At 72.3% G+C, this 15,614-nt stretch carries 14 protein-coding genes and 1 pseudogene; 9 read left to right on the top strand and 6 right to left on the bottom strand.

What is annotated here, in order from left to right; genetic code table 11:
- The first annotated feature begins 38 nt into the window (after window positions 1–38).
- The 3 genes from C4J65_RS34070 (at window position 39) to C4J65_RS34080 (ending at window position 1,456) form a co-directional block, all read left to right on the top strand.
- Window positions 39–443 carry an STAS domain-containing protein gene (locus C4J65_RS34070; RefSeq protein ID WP_115745918.1) on the top strand — a complete coding sequence of 135 codons (405 nt, stop codon included), beginning with the start codon at window positions 39–41 and terminating at the stop codon, window positions 441–443.
- 93 nt (window positions 444–536) lie between these two features.
- Window positions 537–896, top strand: coding sequence for a DUF488 family protein (locus C4J65_RS34075; protein WP_115745919.1), 360 nt, complete (start codon window positions 537–539; stop codon window positions 894–896).
- A gap of 116 nt (window positions 897–1,012) precedes the next feature.
- Window positions 1,013–1,456 carry a nuclear transport factor 2 family protein gene (locus C4J65_RS34080; RefSeq protein WP_115745920.1) on the top strand — a complete coding sequence of 148 codons (444 nt, stop codon included), beginning with the start codon at window positions 1,013–1,015 and terminating at the stop codon, window positions 1,454–1,456.
- Between the two features lie 36 nt (window positions 1,457–1,492).
- Here C4J65_RS34080 and pntB read toward each other — a convergent pair whose 3' ends face one another.
- The 3 genes and pseudogenes from pntB to C4J65_RS34095 all read right to left on the bottom strand — a co-directional run.
- Entirely contained in the window at window positions 1,493–2,950 is a 1,458-nt protein-coding gene (pntB, locus tag C4J65_RS34085; RefSeq protein ID WP_162833488.1) for a Re/Si-specific NAD(P)(+) transhydrogenase subunit beta, read from the bottom strand.
- Window positions 2,947–4,521: a Re/Si-specific NAD(P)(+) transhydrogenase subunit alpha gene (locus C4J65_RS34090; RefSeq protein WP_115745922.1), complete on the bottom strand. Its 1,575-nt coding sequence runs from the start codon at window positions 4,519–4,521 to the stop codon at window positions 2,947–2,949. The genes pntB and C4J65_RS34090 overlap by 4 nt, the downstream gene beginning before the upstream one ends.
- A 95-nt stretch (window positions 4,522–4,616) precedes the next feature.
- Window positions 4,617–4,976: pseudogene (locus C4J65_RS34095) on the bottom strand (TetR-like C-terminal domain-containing protein); the annotation flags it as partial.
- A gap of 48 nt (window positions 4,977–5,024) precedes the next feature.
- Between C4J65_RS34095 and C4J65_RS34100 the strand changes: the two are divergent.
- The gene (locus C4J65_RS34100; RefSeq protein ID WP_115745923.1) at window positions 5,025–5,960 is read left to right on the top strand and encodes an MBL fold metallo-hydrolase; all 936 of its coding nucleotides are present in this window, start codon (window positions 5,025–5,027) and stop codon (window positions 5,958–5,960) included.
- 13 nt (window positions 5,961–5,973) lie between these two features.
- Here the strand turns inward: C4J65_RS34100 and C4J65_RS34105 are convergent, their stop codons facing one another.
- Window positions 5,974–6,669: a TetR/AcrR family transcriptional regulator C-terminal domain-containing protein gene (locus tag C4J65_RS34105; RefSeq protein ID WP_115745924.1), complete on the bottom strand. Its 696-nt coding sequence runs from the start codon at window positions 6,667–6,669 to the stop codon at window positions 5,974–5,976.
- 53 nt (window positions 6,670–6,722) lie between these two features.
- Between C4J65_RS34105 and C4J65_RS34110 the strand changes: the two genes are divergently transcribed.
- On the top strand, window positions 6,723–7,844 hold the full coding sequence (locus tag C4J65_RS34110; RefSeq protein WP_115745925.1) for an NAD(P)/FAD-dependent oxidoreductase: 1,122 nt from the start codon (window positions 6,723–6,725) through the stop codon (window positions 7,842–7,844).
- 30 nt (window positions 7,845–7,874) lie between these two features.
- Here C4J65_RS34110 and C4J65_RS34115 read toward each other — a convergent pair whose 3' ends face one another.
- On the bottom strand, window positions 7,875–9,353 hold the full coding sequence (locus C4J65_RS34115) for an FAD-dependent monooxygenase (RefSeq protein ID WP_115745926.1): 1,479 nt from the start codon (window positions 9,351–9,353) through the stop codon (window positions 7,875–7,877).
- A gap of 270 nt (window positions 9,354–9,623) precedes the next feature.
- On the opposite strand from C4J65_RS34115, the gene C4J65_RS34120 reads away from it, so the two are divergent.
- From C4J65_RS34120 to C4J65_RS34135, 4 genes are all read left to right on the top strand, one after another.
- Window positions 9,624–10,205 (top strand): dihydrofolate reductase family protein, encoded by a 582-nt coding sequence (locus C4J65_RS34120; RefSeq protein ID WP_115745927.1) that lies wholly within the window; start codon window positions 9,624–9,626, stop codon window positions 10,203–10,205.
- 153 nt (window positions 10,206–10,358) lie between these two features.
- Window positions 10,359–11,495 (top strand): PQQ-dependent sugar dehydrogenase, encoded by a 1,137-nt coding sequence (locus C4J65_RS34125; RefSeq protein ID WP_205351185.1) that lies wholly within the window; start codon window positions 10,359–10,361, stop codon window positions 11,493–11,495.
- Window positions 11,496–11,547: 52 nt separating this feature from the next.
- Window positions 11,548–12,789, top strand: coding sequence for a D-mannonate dehydratase ManD (gene manD / locus C4J65_RS34130; protein ID WP_115745929.1), 1,242 nt, complete (start codon window positions 11,548–11,550; stop codon window positions 12,787–12,789).
- Window positions 12,790–12,865: 76 nt separating this feature from the next.
- Window positions 12,866–13,540, top strand: a complete 675-nt coding sequence (locus C4J65_RS34135; RefSeq protein ID WP_115745930.1) for a histidine phosphatase family protein — start codon at window positions 12,866–12,868, stop codon at window positions 13,538–13,540.
- Here the strand turns inward: C4J65_RS34135 and C4J65_RS34140 are convergent.
- Complete coding sequence (locus C4J65_RS34140) at window positions 13,524–15,422, bottom strand: LamG-like jellyroll fold domain-containing protein (protein ID WP_115745931.1); 1,899 nt, start codon at window positions 15,420–15,422, stop codon at window positions 13,524–13,526. The genes C4J65_RS34135 and C4J65_RS34140 overlap by 17 nt on opposite strands.
- Window positions 15,423–15,614 lie beyond the last annotated feature (192 nt).

A 15,614-nucleotide genomic window follows, 5' to 3' on the forward strand; every position in this document is an offset into this window, starting at 1 on the left:
ACGGGCAAATCGGGCATGGTGGCAACGGGAGCCGGAACGTGAGTGAGCAGGGCGTCGCAGGGCCGTACGGGCAGGTCGGCTGTCACGTGGCGAACGGCTGGACGGTCGTCCGGGCGGCCGACGAGATCGACATCGCCTTCGCGCCCCTCGTCCGGGCCGAGGTGGGCCGACGCCTGGCCGAGGGCCACCGGCACTTCGTCCTGGACCTGTGCGACACACCCTTCATCGACTCCATGGGCCTCGGCATGATCGTGGCCGTGACCAAGCTGATCCGGACCCGTCACGGGTCGCTGCGGATCGTCTGTCCGGACCGGCGGCTCCTGCACGTCTTCGCGCTCGGCGGCCTGGGAGCGGTCTACTCGTTCCACGACTCCGTGGACGAGGCCGTCGCGCAGCGTCCCGGCGCCGAGGGACTGGCCGGCTGGCCATACGTGCGCGACTGACGCCCCCGTCACCGCATGCCCCCGTGTTTGGGCCCGCCCGCGGCGGTTCACTTGAACGGAAGCCGCCGCCGGCTCCTCTCCGGAAGGTGAATCATGACGGCACGGGTCGGATACCGGAGAATCTACGAGAGTTCCACCGCCCAGGACGGCAAGCGCGTGCTCGTCGACCGCCTGTGGCCCCGCGGTGTGAGCAAGGAGAAGGCCGATCTGGACGAGTGGCTGCGCGACGTCGCCCCGTCGGCCGACCTGCGGCGCTGGTACCACCACGATCCGCGGCGCTACGACGAATTCCGGCGCCGCTACTTCGCCGAACTGGCGGACCCCGACCACGAGGCCGCGCTGGAACGCCTGCGCGACCTGGCGGCCCACGCCAAGGTGACCCTGCTCACCGCCACCAAGGACGTGGACCACAGCGAGGCGGCCGCGCTCGCCCAGTGGCTGGACGGGTCGTGAGTCCTGAGGGCGCCCGCGCCCGCCCTACCTCGGAGGTAATCGCCTCGTGGCGCGAGGGCCGACAGGATGGGCGATCCCACCGCATCGACGGGATGCGGACCAGGAGGAGGTCTCCCGTGACCACGGCCGCATCGACGAACACCCGCTCCGTGGTGGAGGACCTGCTCCGCAGGATCGGCACCGGCGACCCCGAGCACATCGCCGAGCTGTACGCCGAGCGGGGCGACTGGATGCTCGACTGGCCGGAGGCCGAGCACGGCCGTCCCGCCACGCCGTGGATCCGGCACCGGTCCACCCGGGCGGACGCGGCGGCCCACTACCGGGAGCTTGCCGAGCACCACCTGCCGGAGCAGGCGGACACCGAGGTGGAGCGCGTCCTCGTCGACGGGAACGACGCGGTCGTGCTCGGCGAGATCCGCCAGACCGCCCGCCCCACCGGACGCGCGTACCGCGCCCGGTTCGCCCTCCACCTGACGGTCGAGAACGGCCTCGTCACCCGCCACCACGTGTACGAGGACAGCCTCGCCGTCGCCCAGGCGTTCGAGACGGACCGCGAGTGAGGGCTCCGCGCGGCGCCCATGGGCCCGGCACCGCCGTCACCGCACCGCCGTCACCCCCTGGGCCGCCCGAGGGCCTCGTCCGGTCCCGGACCCGAGAGCCTCCAGGATCGCCTCGACGCTCTGTTTGGCGTCCCCGAAGAGCATGCTGCTGTTGTCCCGGAAGAAGAGCGGGTTCTGCACGCCCGCGTAGCCGGAGGCCATCGAGCGCTTGAACACGACGACCTGTTCCGCCTCCCACACCCGCAGCACGGGCATGCCCGCGATCGGACTGGCGGGGTCGTCGGTCGCCGAGGGATTGACCGTGTCGTTCGCGCCGATGACCAGCACGACCGAGGTGTCCGCGAAGTCGTCGTTGATCTCGTCCATCTCCAGGACGATGTCGTACGGCACCTTCGCCTCGGCCAGCAGCACGTTCATGTGCCCGGGCAGCCGACCCGCGACGGGGTGGACGCCGAAGCGCACCTCGACGCCGCGCTCGCGCAGTCGCCGGGTCAGCTCCGCGACCGGGTGCTGGGCCTGCGCCACGGCCATGCCGTAACCGGGGGTGATCACCACGGACCGCGCCCGCGCGAGCAGTTCGGCCGCCTCGTGCGCCCGTACCTCACGGTGTTCGCCCTGCTCCTCGGCACCGCCGGGCGGAGCCTCGATGCCGAAGCCGCCCGCGATGACGGAGAGGAAGGAACGGTTCATCGCCTGGCACATGATGTAGCTCAGATACGCACCCGAGGATCCGACCAGTGCACCGGTGACGATGAGCAGGTTGTTGTCGAGCAGGAAGCCGGCCGCCGCCGCGGCCCAGCCGGAGTAGCTGTTGAGCATCGAGACGACGACGGGCATGTCGCCGCCGCCGATGGAGGCCACCAGGTGCCAGCCCAGGGCGAGCGCCAGAACCGTGACCGCCACCATCAGGGGCAGGCCCGGACTGACGGTGAACCAGACGGTCAGCACCGCGAACAGGGCCAGCGCACCCAGATTGAGGGCGTTCTTGCCGGGAAGCATCAGCGGCCGGGACTTGATCCGCGCGGACAGCTTCAGGTACGCGACCACGGAGCCGGTGAAGGTGACCGCGCCGATGAAGACGCCGATGAACACCTCGGCGTGGTGGATGCCGACCAGGTCGGCGGCTATCCGGCCCCGCGAGCCGTGCGCCTCGACCTCCAGATAGCTGTTCCAGCCGACCAGGACGGCCGCGAGACCGACGAAGCTGTGCAGCACCGCGATCAGCTCGGGCATCTGCGTCATCTCCACGCGCCGCGCCCGCCACAGGCCGATCGCGGCGCCGATCACCATGGCGAGCAGGATCAGCGCGATCGGCCCGGCGGACACGCTCCGCGCCGAGACCACGACGGTGGCCGCCAGGGCGAGGGCCATCCCCGCGATGCCGTAGACGACGCCGGCGCGCGACGTCCGGTGCTGGGACAGGCCGGCCAGGCTCAGGACGAACAGCAGGGCAGCCACCAGGTCGGCGGCGCGGGAGGCGGTCATGGACGTCATCGGGACTCGCCTCTCGAGAACATGGACAGCATGCGACGGGTGACGGCGAAACCGCCGAAGATGTTCACGCTCGTCAGCAGGATCGCCACGAAGGACAGCACGGTGACGAGCGTGCTCTCGTGTCCGATCTGCACGAGGGCACCGATCACCACGATCCCCGAGATGGCGTTGGTCACCGACATCAGCGGGGTGTGCAGGGAGTGGTGGACCTTGCCGATCACGTAGTAACCGATGACCACCGCCAGTGCGAACACCGTGAAGTTCTGTGCGAGTTGGGCCGGAGCGAAGGCGACCAGCAGGAAGGTCGCCAGCATGCCGAGGCCGATCGGGCCGAAGCGTCCGGCCGGGGTCGGCCGGCGCGGTTTCCCGCCCACCGGTGCGTCCGCGGACGCCGCGGCCGGCGCGGTGGCGGGCGGGGCCGCCGACACGGGGACCGGCGGGGGAGGCCAGGTGACCGTGCCCGCACGGACCACGGTCACGGTCCGCTGCACCACGTCGTCGAAGTCGATGACGATCCGGCCGTCCTTGCCGGGGGTGAGCAGCCGGAGCAGGTTGACCAGATTGGTGCCGAACAGCTGCGACGCCTGGGCGGGCAGCCGGGCCGCCAGGTCCGTGTAGCCGATGAGGGTCACACCGTTGGCGGTCACCACGGTCCGGCCCGCGACGGTCCCCTCGACGTTGCCGCCGTGGGCGGCGGCCATGTCGACGACGACACTGCCGGGCCGCATCGCCGCCACGTCGGCGGCGGTCAGCAGGCGCGGGGCGGGGCGTCCGGGGATCAGCGCGGTGGTGATGACGACGTCCACGTCACGGGCCTGTTCGTGGTAGAGCCGGGCCGCGGCACGGTCGTAGTCGGCCGACGTCGCCTTCGCGTAGCCGTCGGCACTCTCCTCCTGGGCGACGTCCACCGCGAGGTACTCGCCGCCCAAGGACCGCACCTGGTCCGCGACTTCGGGCCTGGGGTCGGTGGCGCGGACGATCGCACCGAGGCTGGAGGCGGCCCCGATGGCGGCGAGCCCCGCGACCCCGGCCCCGGCGACGAGGACCTTGGCCGGCGGCACCTTGCCCGCGGCGGTGACCTGCCCGGTGAAGAAGCGGCCGAAGACGTGCGCCGCCTCGATCACGGCCCGGTACCCGGCGATGTTCGCCATGGAGCTGAGCACATCCATCGACTGCGCCCGCGATATGCGCGGCACCGCGTCCAGGGCGAGGGCCGTGACGCCCCGCGCGGAGAGCGCGTCGAGCAGCTCGGGCCGCTGCGCCGGTGCCAGGAGGGCCACCAGCGTCGTACCTTCGCGCAGTGCGGCGGTCTCGTCGGCGGTCGGCGCGTCGACCTTGAGTACGACGTCCGCGGCCCAGGCCTCGCCGACGCTCGCCCCCGCCTCGGCGTAGGCCTCGTCGCCGAAGCCGGAGGCCGCGCCGGCTCCGGACTCGACGACGACCTCGTAACCGAGGCCGAGCAGCAGGCGAACCGTCGAAGGCGTCGCGGCGACGCGCGTCTCCCCGGGCAAGGACTCGGCGACGACGCCGACGCGCCGAGGCGGGTGGTGAGCGGGTTGGTGTCCAGTCATGTCCAGTCTCTCGTGGAAGCGTTGTTGACCGGTTCCGTACCCACGGGAGGGCGACGCGGCACCGAGGGACGGCCGCCGTTCTTGGACGTGGCCGGTCAGGGACCGGTGCGGCCGAGCACCTCCGCGACGAGCCGGCGGGCGTACGCTGCGTCGAGCCCGTCCGGGCGGAAGAGGATGCGGTACATCAGGGGGGCGACGACGCGGTCCATGACCGTCTCGACGTCGGGCGCGGCGTCCCCGCGTCCGGCCGCGCGGGTGAGGACGACGCCGAGCTGGTCGGCGGCGTAGGCGGAGCACCGGCCGGCGTTGCCGCCGTCCGGGTCGCCGAGCAGCGCGTCGCGGATGTAGGCGCGGCCGGTGGGGGAGGCCATCTCGTCGAGGAACTGCTCGGCCCACGCCGTCAGGTCGGAGCCCAGCGCGCCGTGGTCCTCGGGGGCGGTGTCGGGCCGGAGACGAAGGATCCGCTCCCGGATCCACCGCCCGCCACCCGGAGGAAACCGATCATGAGCACCGCACCGGCCACCCACCGGACCGCCGTCCCTTCCTGGACCGTGGGCGACGTCCTCGTGCACCGCGTCGACGAGGTGCCCCTGCCGGCCGCCACCGGAGCGTGGCTGCTGCCCGCCGCCACACCGGACCTCGTCGCCGGGCAGCACTGGCTGCGTCCCCATTTCGCCGATCACGAGGGCACCCTGCGCATCGACAGCCACAGCTTCGCGTTCACCGTCGGCGGGCTGCGGGTGCTGGTGGACACCGGCATCGGCAACGGCAAGGAGCGGGCCAACCCCGCCTGGCACGACCTGCGCACCGACTTCCTCCGGCGTCTGACCGCCGCCGGGTTCCCCCCGGACTCCGTCGACCTGGTGATCCTCACCCACCTGCACGCCGACCACGTCGGCTGGAACACGCGTGCGGTGAACGGGGAGTGGGTGCCCACCTTCCGCAACGCCCGCTACCTGACCTCGCGCACCGAGCGTGAGTTCTGGGCCGGGTACGACATGGAGGAGGCGCGCCGCCAGATGTTCCGCGACTCCGTGATCCCGGTGGAGGAGGCGGGACTGCTCGACCTCGTCGACGTCCCCGCCGAAGGGGTGGAGGCGGTCCCGGGGCTCCGTCTGATCCCCACCCCGGGGCACACGCCCGGCCACCTCGCCGTCGAGCTGACCAGCCGCGGCCAGAAGGCTCTGGTCACCGGCGACTGCGTCCACCACCCCGTCCAGTTCGCCCACCCCGCCGTCGGGGCCTGCGTCGACATCGACCCGCAACGGTCCGAGGCGACCCGCCGCGAGCTGCTCGGCTCACTCGCCGGAACGGACACCCTCGTCCTGGGCACCCGCTTCGCGCCGCCCACCGCGGGCCGCGTCGTCGTCCACGAGGACGCCTACCGGCTCGCACCCGTCCCCGCCCGGGATTCCCGTGCTGCCCGCAACCTGCGGTGAGCAGGCGTGGACGTCAACTCCCCGGTGGCCGCGCGAGTCTGACGGCCACGGCGTCGAGGACCCAGTCCAGGCCGGTCGCGAAGGACTCCTCGGCATCCACATGCGTGCCGTCGTGCACGGCCCTGGCCAGCGCCGGGTAGCGGCCCGTGGCCAGCGTCCGCGTCAGGTGCGGGCCGTGGGCGCGCTGCCACTCGGGCTTGGACAGGCCCGTGGTGCGCTCCGCCCGCAGGTCCGCGATCTCGCGCCGGATGGCTCCGGTGAAGTAGGAGCTGACCGTCTCCACCGCGCGCATCACGGTGTCGACGTCGGCGAGGCCGTCGAGCGCGGCCAGCGTCTCCTCGGCCACGGCGAGACCGTTGGGCCCCAGGGCCGGGCGGCCGCCGAGGAGGTCGGCCAGCCACGGGTGCCGCAGAGCGGCCTGCCGGGTGCGCTGGGCGAGGACGCGCAGCGCCTCCCGCCAGTCACCGGCGCGTTCCTCGGGGAGGATCTCGGCATACACCGCGTCCACCATGAGGTCGAACAGCTCGTCCTTGGTGGCGATGAATCCGTACAGCCGCATCGGCCCGGCGTCCAGCCGGGCCGCCACCTTGCGCACGGACACCGCCGCCAGGCCACCCTCGTCGGCGAGCGCGACCGCGGCGTCGACGATCCGCTCGCGGTCGAGCGGCACGGGGCGATGCGGCGGCTCCGGCCGGTCCCAGACAGTCATGCGCCCACCGTACTGTTGCGATACGCCGTAGACGGAAAATACACTGTATCGACATGAGACAACGTATCGCGGTGATCGGCGGCGGTCCCGCAGGACTTGCCTTCGCCCGTGTCATGCACCGCCACGACCGCCTCGTCGCCGTCCTCGAACGCGACCCCGGCCCGGACGCCCGCCCCTCGGGCGGCACCCTGGACCTGCACGAAGGGCTGGGCCGGCTCGCCCTGGACAAGGCGGGACTGCTGGCGGAGTTCCAGGCGCTGTCCCGCCCCGAGGGCCAGGCCATGCGCATCCTGGACACGGACGGGACCGTGCTGCGCGACTGGCGACCGGATCCGGCGGACCGGGCCAATCCCGAGATCGACCGCGGGCAACTCCGTGACCTGCTGCTCGGCCCCCTCGATGTCCGGTGGGGCCAGGGCGTGATGAAGGTGGTGCCGGGGACCCGGGACGGTGTACTGGTCCACTTCGAGGACGGGCGGCGGGAAGCGTTCGACCTGGTGGTCGGCGCGGACGGCGCCTGGTCCCGCACCCGCCCGGCGGTCTCCCCGGTGACGCCGCACTACACCGGCGTCACCTCGGTCGAGACCTCACTGGACGACGTGGACACCCGCCACCCCGACCTCGCCGCGCTGGTCGGCGACGGCTCGGTGGCCGTGTACGGCGTGAACCGGGCCCTCGTCGCCCAGCGCAACAGCGGCGGCCACGTCAAGGTGCACGCCCAGTTCCGTGCGCCACTGGACTGGCACGCGCACCTTGACCTCGGGGACGCGGAGGCCGTGCGGTCGCGTCTCCTGACGCTGTTCGACGGCTGGACCGCTCCCGTCCTCGACCTCCTCCGCCACGGCACCGCGTTCGTCCACCGGCCCCTGCACGTCCTGCCCGTGTCCCACACCTGGACCCACGTCCCCGGAGTCACCCTCCTGGGCGACGCCGCCCACCTGATGCCTCCCCTGGGGGCGGGCGCCAACCTCGCGCTGCTGGAGGGCGCGGAACTCGCCGAGTCCCTCGCCGACGGCCCCGTGGATCCGGACGGGGCCGTCCGCGCCTTCGAGGAACGGATGTGGGCACGGGCCGGACGCTGGGCGAAGATCACGGCGGCCGGTCTGGAGCGCCTGGTGAGCCCGGACCCCGCCGCGGCCCTCGCCGTCTTCGACCAGGTGCAGCCGTCCCGCTGAGCGGCCGCCCCGTCGGCCGCCGGGGCCGGGTCAGCCGACGGGCTCGCCGAACCAGCGGGAGAGGTGCTCGTCCAGGTCCCGCTGGTCGTCGCCGATCCAGGCGACGTGGCCGTCCGGGCGCAGCAGGACGCACGGTACGTCCAGCTCCGCGGTGGGGTCCGCGAGCCGATCGACCCGGCCCGCCCAGCCGCCGACGGTCAGGCGTTCGGTGCGGTCCAGCAGCAGGCCGCGTCCGCGACGCAGCAGACCGTAGAGGTTGCCCTGCCCGACGCCGATGTCCCGCATCCGGCGGCCGAGCAGGTCGGGGCCCGCACCGAAGTCGTAGCGGATGCCGGTCGCGGTGACCTTCTCGATGAGCCGGCGGTTCACGTCGTCGATGTCCATCAGTTCGGTGAGCAGCCGGCGCACGGCCCGCGCGCCCGGTTCGGTGGAGTGCAGTTCCATCTGGGCACGGGTGTTGTCCAGCACGTCCTCGGCGACCGGACGGCGCTCGGCCTGGTAGGTGTCCAGCAGTGTGTCCGGCGCCCAGCCGCGGATCCGCGCGGCCAGCTTCCAGCCGAGATTGAACGCGTCCTGAAGGCCCAGGTTGAGCCCCTGCCCGCCGGTGGGCGGATGGATGTGTGCCGCGTCGCCGGCCAGCAGCACCCGCCCGACCCGGTAGCGCTCGGCCAGCCGGGTGGCATCCCCGAAGCTGGACAGCCAGCGCGGGGAGTGCACCCCGAAGTCGGTTCCGGCGACGGCGCGCAACTGCCGCCGGAAGTCCTCCAGAGTGGGCGGTTGCGCGCGGTCACCGACTCCCGCGCCGGGGACCACGACGCTGTAGACCCCCGCACCGAAGGGCCGCAGCCAGAATCGCTGCTGGGTGTCGCGGACGCGCGCCACCCCGGCGGAGACCTCCTCCGGGGGCGCCCCCACTTCCATCTCGCCCATCAGCGTCTCGTTCCGCGAGGGCTCGCCGGGAAAGGGGACGCCCAGCAGTTTGCGCACCGTGCTGCGGCCGCCGTCGCAGCCGACGAGGTAGCGCGAACGCAGCCGTTGCCCGTCGGCCAACTCCACGGTCACCCCCTCGGCATCCTGCTCGAAACCGGCGACCGCGCCCCCGTGCAGGACTCGCGCGCCCAGGTCGACCGCGTGTTCCTCGAGGAGCCGGACGACGACCGGCTGCGGGATGCCCAGCAGATAGGCGTACTCGGAATCCAGGTCCTTGGGCGCGGGTTTGGGGATGGCGGCGAAGACTCCGCCGACCGGGCGCCGCCTGCCGTGGCTCAGGAGGCGGTCCAGCAGTCCGCGCATGGCCATCAGCTCGAGGCTGCGCATGTGCAGAGCGACGATACGGACGAACGACGCGGGCTCGGTCTCCTTCTCGAGAACGAGTACCCGCACATCGTGCAGCCGCAGCTCGGCGGCCAGCATCGCGCCGGTCGGCCCGCATCCGGCGACGATCACGTCGAAGTCGTGGTCGGCCGTGTCCTCGGACGACGGCTCGGTGGTGAACTGCCCAGATTTCATGGGGTGTTGCCTTTCGGGAGTGCCTTGTGGTCGAGGCGCTCCCGGCGACACCTGTGTCAGTCGCCGGCCATGACGGGAAGGGGGAGCACCCACGTCGATACAGCGTTCATGGGTCTCACCTCCTCGGGCGGTGTCACGGTCGGGTGCAGGTTACAAGTGCGGCGCTCGGCCCGTCCAATCCCTTTGGACGAGTCCGACGACTTTCGGGCCCCGCAGCGGTCGTATCCGGTAGGCAGACCTGGCAGACCCACCGCAGGGAGGAACGGACCGATGGCACGTCTCATGGTCGACTTCATCATCTCGCTCGACGGATACGCGGCCGCGGACGGCTGGCCCGGATTCTGGGGCATGGAGGGCCCCGAATACCTGGCCTGGCTCGACGGGGACGACGAGAAGCAGCACACGAGCCTCATGGGGGCCACGACGTACCGGCTGATGTCCGGCTTCGCCCGCGAGATGCCCGACGACCCCGGCTTCCAGGGGATCACCGCGATGCCCAAGGTGGTGTTCTCCTCCACCCTCCGGACCCCGCTGTCCTGGGACAACACGGAACTGGTCCAGGGGGACCCGGTCCCGGCCGTGCGGGACATGAAACGGCACGGGACGCGGCCCCTGCGCACCCTGGGAAGCCTCACCCTGTGCCGCTCGCTGCTCCGGGCAGGTCTGGTCGACCGCTTCCGCGTGGTCGTCTTCCCGGTCATCACCGGCGCGACCGGCCGGGAAAGGATCTTCGACCAGTACCCGGACGTCACCCTCGACCTCGTCCAGAGCCACACCTTCGACGGCCGGCTCCAACTGCTGGAGTACGTACCCACGGTCCTGGACGGACCGCCCGCGGCCGACCAGAAGTAGCGCGTATTGGTCTGGGCCTGAAAAGCCCGACCCCCTATTCTCGGCGGTGGCCGGCGACACCCCCACCCCAGTCGTCGGCCGGCCCGGACGACCCCAGGTCCGGACCGGGCCGTCAGGTGCACTCCCCCCACTCACCGCCTCCGGGAGGCCATGGTGAACATGCGCACCAGAATGTCGGCGATCGTCGCAACACTGGGTCTCGTAGGATCCCTGGCCCTGGCCACGGCGTCCGCCGACGAGCCCCACACCGCCCGAGCCGCGGCGCAGGTCGCGCTGACCGAGGTGGCCCGGGCCCAGAACCCGACGGCCGGTGCCGCGGGCCCGAAGGACACGGTCTGGATCGCCGAACGCGCCGGCACCGTCCGCGTCCTCGCCGACGACGGACTCGGCGACCCCGTGCTCGACATCTCCGACGAGACCACCACCGACGGCGAACGCGGCCTGCTCGGCCTCGCGTTCGACGAACAGTTCACGCACCTCTACCTCTCCTACACCGACCTCGAAGGCACCAGCACCGTCGACGAGTTCGCCGTCCGGGACGGCCTGGTCCAGGAGAACACCCGGCGCACCGTGCTGACCCAGGAGCAGCCCGAGTCCAATCACAACGGCGGCGCCATCACGTTCGGTCCCGACGGCTACCTCTACATCGCGCTCGGCGACGGAGGAGGCGGCGGCGACCCCCAGGGCAACGGCCAGAAGCTCGACACCCTGCTCGGCAAGCTGCTGCGGATCGACCCCCAGGGCGGCGACCCCTACGCGATCCCGCAGGACAACCCCTTCGCCGACGACCCGGACGCCAGGGGCGAGATCTGGTCGTACGGACTGCGCAACCCCTGGCGGTTCTCCTTCGACGCCGGCTCGGGCGACCTGCTCATCGGCGACGTCGGCCAGAGCGACTGGGAGGAGATCGACTGGGCGCCCGCGAGCAGCCCGGGCGGCGAGAACTACGGCTGGTCGCAGATGGAGGGCACGCACCCCTTCCGCGGCGGCACCGAGCCCGCGAACCACGTCCCGCCGGTCCACGAGTACGACCGCACCGGCCTCGGCTGCTCGGTCACCGGCGGCTACGTCTACCGCGGCGGGGCGATCCCCGGCCTCGCGGGACAGTACGTCTACAGCGACTACTGCGACGGCACCCTGCGCTCCCTGGAGATCGAGGACGGCCGGGTCACCGCGGAGCACGACCTCGGGGTGAACGGCGGCGAGGTCGTGTCCTTCGCCCAGGACGGCGAAGGGGAGCTGTACGTCCTCGCCATCGGAGGTACGGTTTCCCGCGTCGACCCCGCGTGACCCCGGCACGGGCCTGACCACCGGGCGCGCGTCGCCGAGGAGGAACGACCCTGTGAAGATCACCGCCGCCGACGTCGTCGTCACCAGCCCGGGACGCAACTTCGTCACCCTGCGCATCACCACCGAGGACGGGCTCACCGGCCTCGGCGACGCCACCCTCAACGGGCGCGAACTGGCCGTCGAGGCATACCTGCGCGAGCACGTGGCCCCGCTGCTGCTCGGGCGGGACGCGCACGCCGTCGAGGACACCTGGCAGTACCTGTACCGGGGCGCGTACTGGCGCCGGGGCCCGGTCACCATGGCTGCCGTCGCCGCCGTGGACATGGCGCTGTGGGACATCAAGGGCAAGGCGGCGGGCATGCCGGTGTACCAACTCCTCGGCGGCGCCTGCCGCACGGGCGCCCTGGCCTACGGCCACGCCTCCGGCCGGGACATACCCGAACTGCTCGACTCGGTGCGCGAACACCTGGCGGACGGCTTCCGGGCCGTCCGCATCCAGAGCGGCATCCCCGGTCTCGACTCCGTGTACGGCGTCGCCGCCTCCGCCGCCGGCGACGGGGACCGCTACGACTACGAACCCGCCCGCCGCACCGGCACCGCCCACCCGCGCCCCACCGAGGAGACCTGGGACACGCGCGCCTACCTGCGCCACATGCCCACGGTGTTCGAAGCCGTACGGCACACCTTCGGCCCCGAACTCCCACTGCTGCACGACGGCCACCACCGCATGACACCCATCCAGGCGGCGCGGCTCGGCAAGGACCTCGAACCCTACGACCTCTTCTGGCTGGAGGACGCGACCCCCGGCGAGGACCAGGGGGCACTGCGGCTGATCCGGGAGCACACCACCACGCCGCTGGCCATCGGGGAGGTCTTCAACTCCGTCCACGACTACACCACCCTGCTCCAGGAACGGCTGATCGACTACGTCCGCTCGGCGGTGACCCACACCGGCGGCATCACCGCCGTACGCAAACTGCTCGACATGGCCGCCGTGTACGGCATCAAGTCCGGCATGCACGGTCCGACCGACATCTCGCCCGTGGGCATGGCGGCCGCCCTCCACCTCGACCTCGCCCTGCACAACTTCGGCATCCAGGAGTACATGCGCCACGCCCCGGACACCCTGGAGGTGTTCCGCACCTCCTACCGCTTCGAGGACGGCCTCCTGCACCCCGGCGAGGCCCCGGGCCTCGGCGTCGAACTCGACGACGAGGCCGCGGCCCGCTTCCCCTACGAGCCCGCCTACCTGCCCGTGAACCGACTCTCGGACGGCACGGTGCACGACTGGTGAGACCCGGGACACCCGTGGCGCGTGGCAGAGTGGAGACGCCCCGTCGTTCCGTCGTCCCGCAGAAAGTCCCCGTCGCATGCGTCTCCTGCTCATCAGGCACGGCCAGACCCCGTCCAACCTCAAGCACCTCCTGGACACGGCCGAGCCGGGCCCCGGCCTGACCGCCCTCGGCCAGGAACAGGCGGCGGCGCTGCCCGACGCCCTGGCGTCGGAGAAGATCGACGCGCTGTACGCGTCGACGCTGGTACGCACGCAGCTGACCGCCGCGCCCCTGGCCTCGGCGACCGGACTGGAGGTGCGGGTCCGGGCCGGGATCCGGGAGCTGACCGCCGGCGACCTGGAGATGCGCGGCGACGACGAGGCGGCGCGCACCTACATGCACACCGCGTTCGCCTGGTCCGCGGGTGACGTGCGGCTCCGTATGCCCGGCGGCGAGAACGGGGTGGAGGCACTGGCCCGTTTCGACGCCGTCGTGGCCGAGGCCCACCAAGGCGGCGCGGCGACCGTGGCCATGGTCAGCCACGGCGCCGCCATCCGCATGTGGGTGGCGGCGCGGGCCGACAACGTGGACGTCGACCACGCCGCCGGGCACCCCCTGGCGAACACCGGAATCGTCATCCTCTCCGGTTCGCCCGGTCAGGGCTGGCGGGCGCTGCTCTGGGAGGGCGAGTCCCTGGGGCCCGTGCCCCTCACGCCGGGCCCGGACGACCCCACCGGAGCCACCGTGGAGCAGCTCAGCCGAGGGGAGTGAGGAACTCCCGCACCGGCAGCGGCCGCCCCACGATCCGCGTGTCGCCCAGCCAGCCGTAGAAGCCCTGCCCGAACCGCTCGTCGAACTGCGTGCCGCCCAGGACGAAGGGCTTGCCGAGGGTGGCTATGCCGGTCGACGGCTGGGCGGGATTGCGCGCGATCTTCGATCCGTCCACGTACATCACCGTGCGGCGGCCGTCGTTGACGACGGCGATGTGCATCCAGCGCCCGACCGGCACCGCATGGCTCCAGGAGGTGGGGTCGGCGTCCTGGCGGTGCGGGTAGACCACGAACTGGAGGAACCGCTCGGGGGAGAGGTTGAGGCTGCACGTCGGCTCCAGCGGGGACCAGCCGGTCGTCTTGCCCGCGTCGCCGTTGCGGCCCTCCCAGCTGAGGATGCCCATCCAGTCGTGGTTGCCTTCGAACGGCTCGGGCAGCCGGACGAAGGTCTCGATGGTGTATCCGCGCGGGAACTTCTCGCTGTTCAGGGCGGCCCCGTCCGCGGTGGTGAGGATGGCACCGCGGTCGGGGCCCTGACCGCCGTCGAAGCGGAGGCTGGCGTGCGCCGGCTGACTGCGGTGGTGCTCCCGCGACCAGGTGAGCGCGTCGGCGCCGGAGGCGTGCAGCCTGCGCACCCTCAGATCGTTCCCCCGGCCGGTGAGGTCCCTGACCACGGTGCCGTCGGGCAGGGGCGCACCCGGCTTCTGGGCCGCGTCGGTTCCGGAGCCGTCGAAGCGCCAGTAGGCGAGCGTGCCGCGGGGCATCACGGCCCGGGCCGGCCGGGGCTTCGGCGCGGGCACGGGGGCGAACCCGGAGAACCGTGCGTCGAAGTCGATGTCGAGCGTGAACCGGTCGGTGGGGCCGGTGAGTTCCAGCGTCTCGGCCGCCAGCGGGGAGCGCGCCGCGGGGTCCCGGGCGAGGAACCAGGGCGAGAACGTCTCCACGTCGACGACCCCGCGCACCAGGTCGAAGCCGTAGGTGCGGATCATGCCCGCGCCGCCGTAGTAGCGGTCCTGGTAGTTGGTGATGTGGACGTGGACGTCGTGCCCGGCGTCGTTGGTCAGTACGGTGCGGCCGGGCGGCCAGTAGTGCCCGCCCAGCGCCAGGAAGATCTGGTCGTTCCCCTTGATCAGGCCGTCCCACAGGCGTTGGCCGTGGTCGGACAGGCGGGCCTCGCCGTCGTCCCCGGACCAGGCGATGTCGTGCGTGGTCAGCACCGCCGGCAGGGTCGGGTGCCGGTCGAGCACACCCTGCGCCCACGCCAGCCCCTGGTCGGAGACTCGCCAGTCCAGGGCGAGGACGAGCCACTGCCGCCCGCCGGCCCGCAGGGCGTGGTAGCTGTTGTAGCCGTCGGGCGAGGCTCCGCCGAACGTCGGCATGGACCGGTAGCGGTCCGGCCCGAAGGCGGAGAGGTAGGCGGAGTCGCCCCGCTGGTCGTCCGTGGACGAGCGGATGTCGTGGTTGCCCGCCAGAACGCTGTACGGGACGCGGCCGTGCAGGACGCGGAAGGTGTCGGCCGCGAGGTCGATCTCGGCCTCGGTGCCGTGCTCGGTGACGTCGCCGAGGTGCGTCATGAACGCGATGTTGGCGGCGGCCCGCTCGGTGACGAGGTGGCGGAACGTCGCCCGCAGCGGGGCCGGATCGGCGCTGTCGGCGTCGAACAGGTACTGGGTGTCGGGCAGCACCGCCAGGGCGAAGCGCGGACTGTCGGCATCGAAGCGGCCGCCGGACGAGCCGGACGAGCCGGCCGCGTCGGCCGCCTGTGCCGGGACGGTGGCCGTACCGGCGACGGCGGCACCGGCCGCCGGTACGGCCACCGCCGCACGCAACAGCACGCGTCTGTCCGGGTGACGGCGACCACTGCTCTGTTCCTCTGTGCTCATCTGGACTCCACGAACCGGGTGACGGATGGCGATCAGTGCGCATGCTGCTCACCCGCGCCGACCGTCCGATGGCGCCGAGCTGAACACCGCCCGCCCGGCCGACGACGGCCCGTGGCGGTAACCTGCGGCGGCGGGCCGGGAACAGGGGAGCCGTCACACGCTGTTGCATCGGCGGAGGGACCGGCGCCGCAT

Source organism: Streptomyces sp. CB09001, from assembly GCF_003369795.1.
Taxonomy (GTDB): domain Bacteria; phylum Actinomycetota; class Actinomycetes; order Streptomycetales; family Streptomycetaceae; genus Streptomyces.

Coding starts and splice junctions, on each gene's coding strand:
- C4J65_RS34090 (WP_115745922.1), bottom strand. CDS start 4,521: ATGACTGGACACCAACCCGCTCACCACCCGCCTCGGCGCGTCGGCGTC.
- C4J65_RS34120 (WP_115745927.1), top strand. CDS start 9,624: ATGGCACGTCTCATGGTCGACTTCATCATCTCGCTCGACGGATACGCG.
- C4J65_RS34100 (WP_115745923.1), top strand. CDS start 5,025: ATGAGCACCGCACCGGCCACCCACCGGACCGCCGTCCCTTCCTGGACC.
- pntB (WP_162833488.1), bottom strand. CDS start 2,950: ATGACGTCCATGACCGCCTCCCGCGCCGCCGACCTGGTGGCTGCCCTG.
- C4J65_RS34135 (WP_115745930.1), top strand. CDS start 12,866: ATGCGTCTCCTGCTCATCAGGCACGGCCAGACCCCGTCCAACCTCAAG.
- C4J65_RS34075 (WP_115745919.1), top strand. CDS start 537: ATGACGGCACGGGTCGGATACCGGAGAATCTACGAGAGTTCCACCGCC.
- C4J65_RS34115 (WP_115745926.1), bottom strand. CDS start 9,353: ATGAAATCTGGGCAGTTCACCACCGAGCCGTCGTCCGAGGACACGGCC.
- C4J65_RS34105 (WP_115745924.1), bottom strand. CDS start 6,669: ATGACTGTCTGGGACCGGCCGGAGCCGCCGCATCGCCCCGTGCCGCTC.
- C4J65_RS34110 (WP_115745925.1), top strand. CDS start 6,723: ATGAGACAACGTATCGCGGTGATCGGCGGCGGTCCCGCAGGACTTGCC.
- C4J65_RS34140 (WP_115745931.1), bottom strand. CDS start 15,422: ATGAGCACAGAGGAACAGAGCAGTGGTCGCCGTCACCCGGACAGACGC.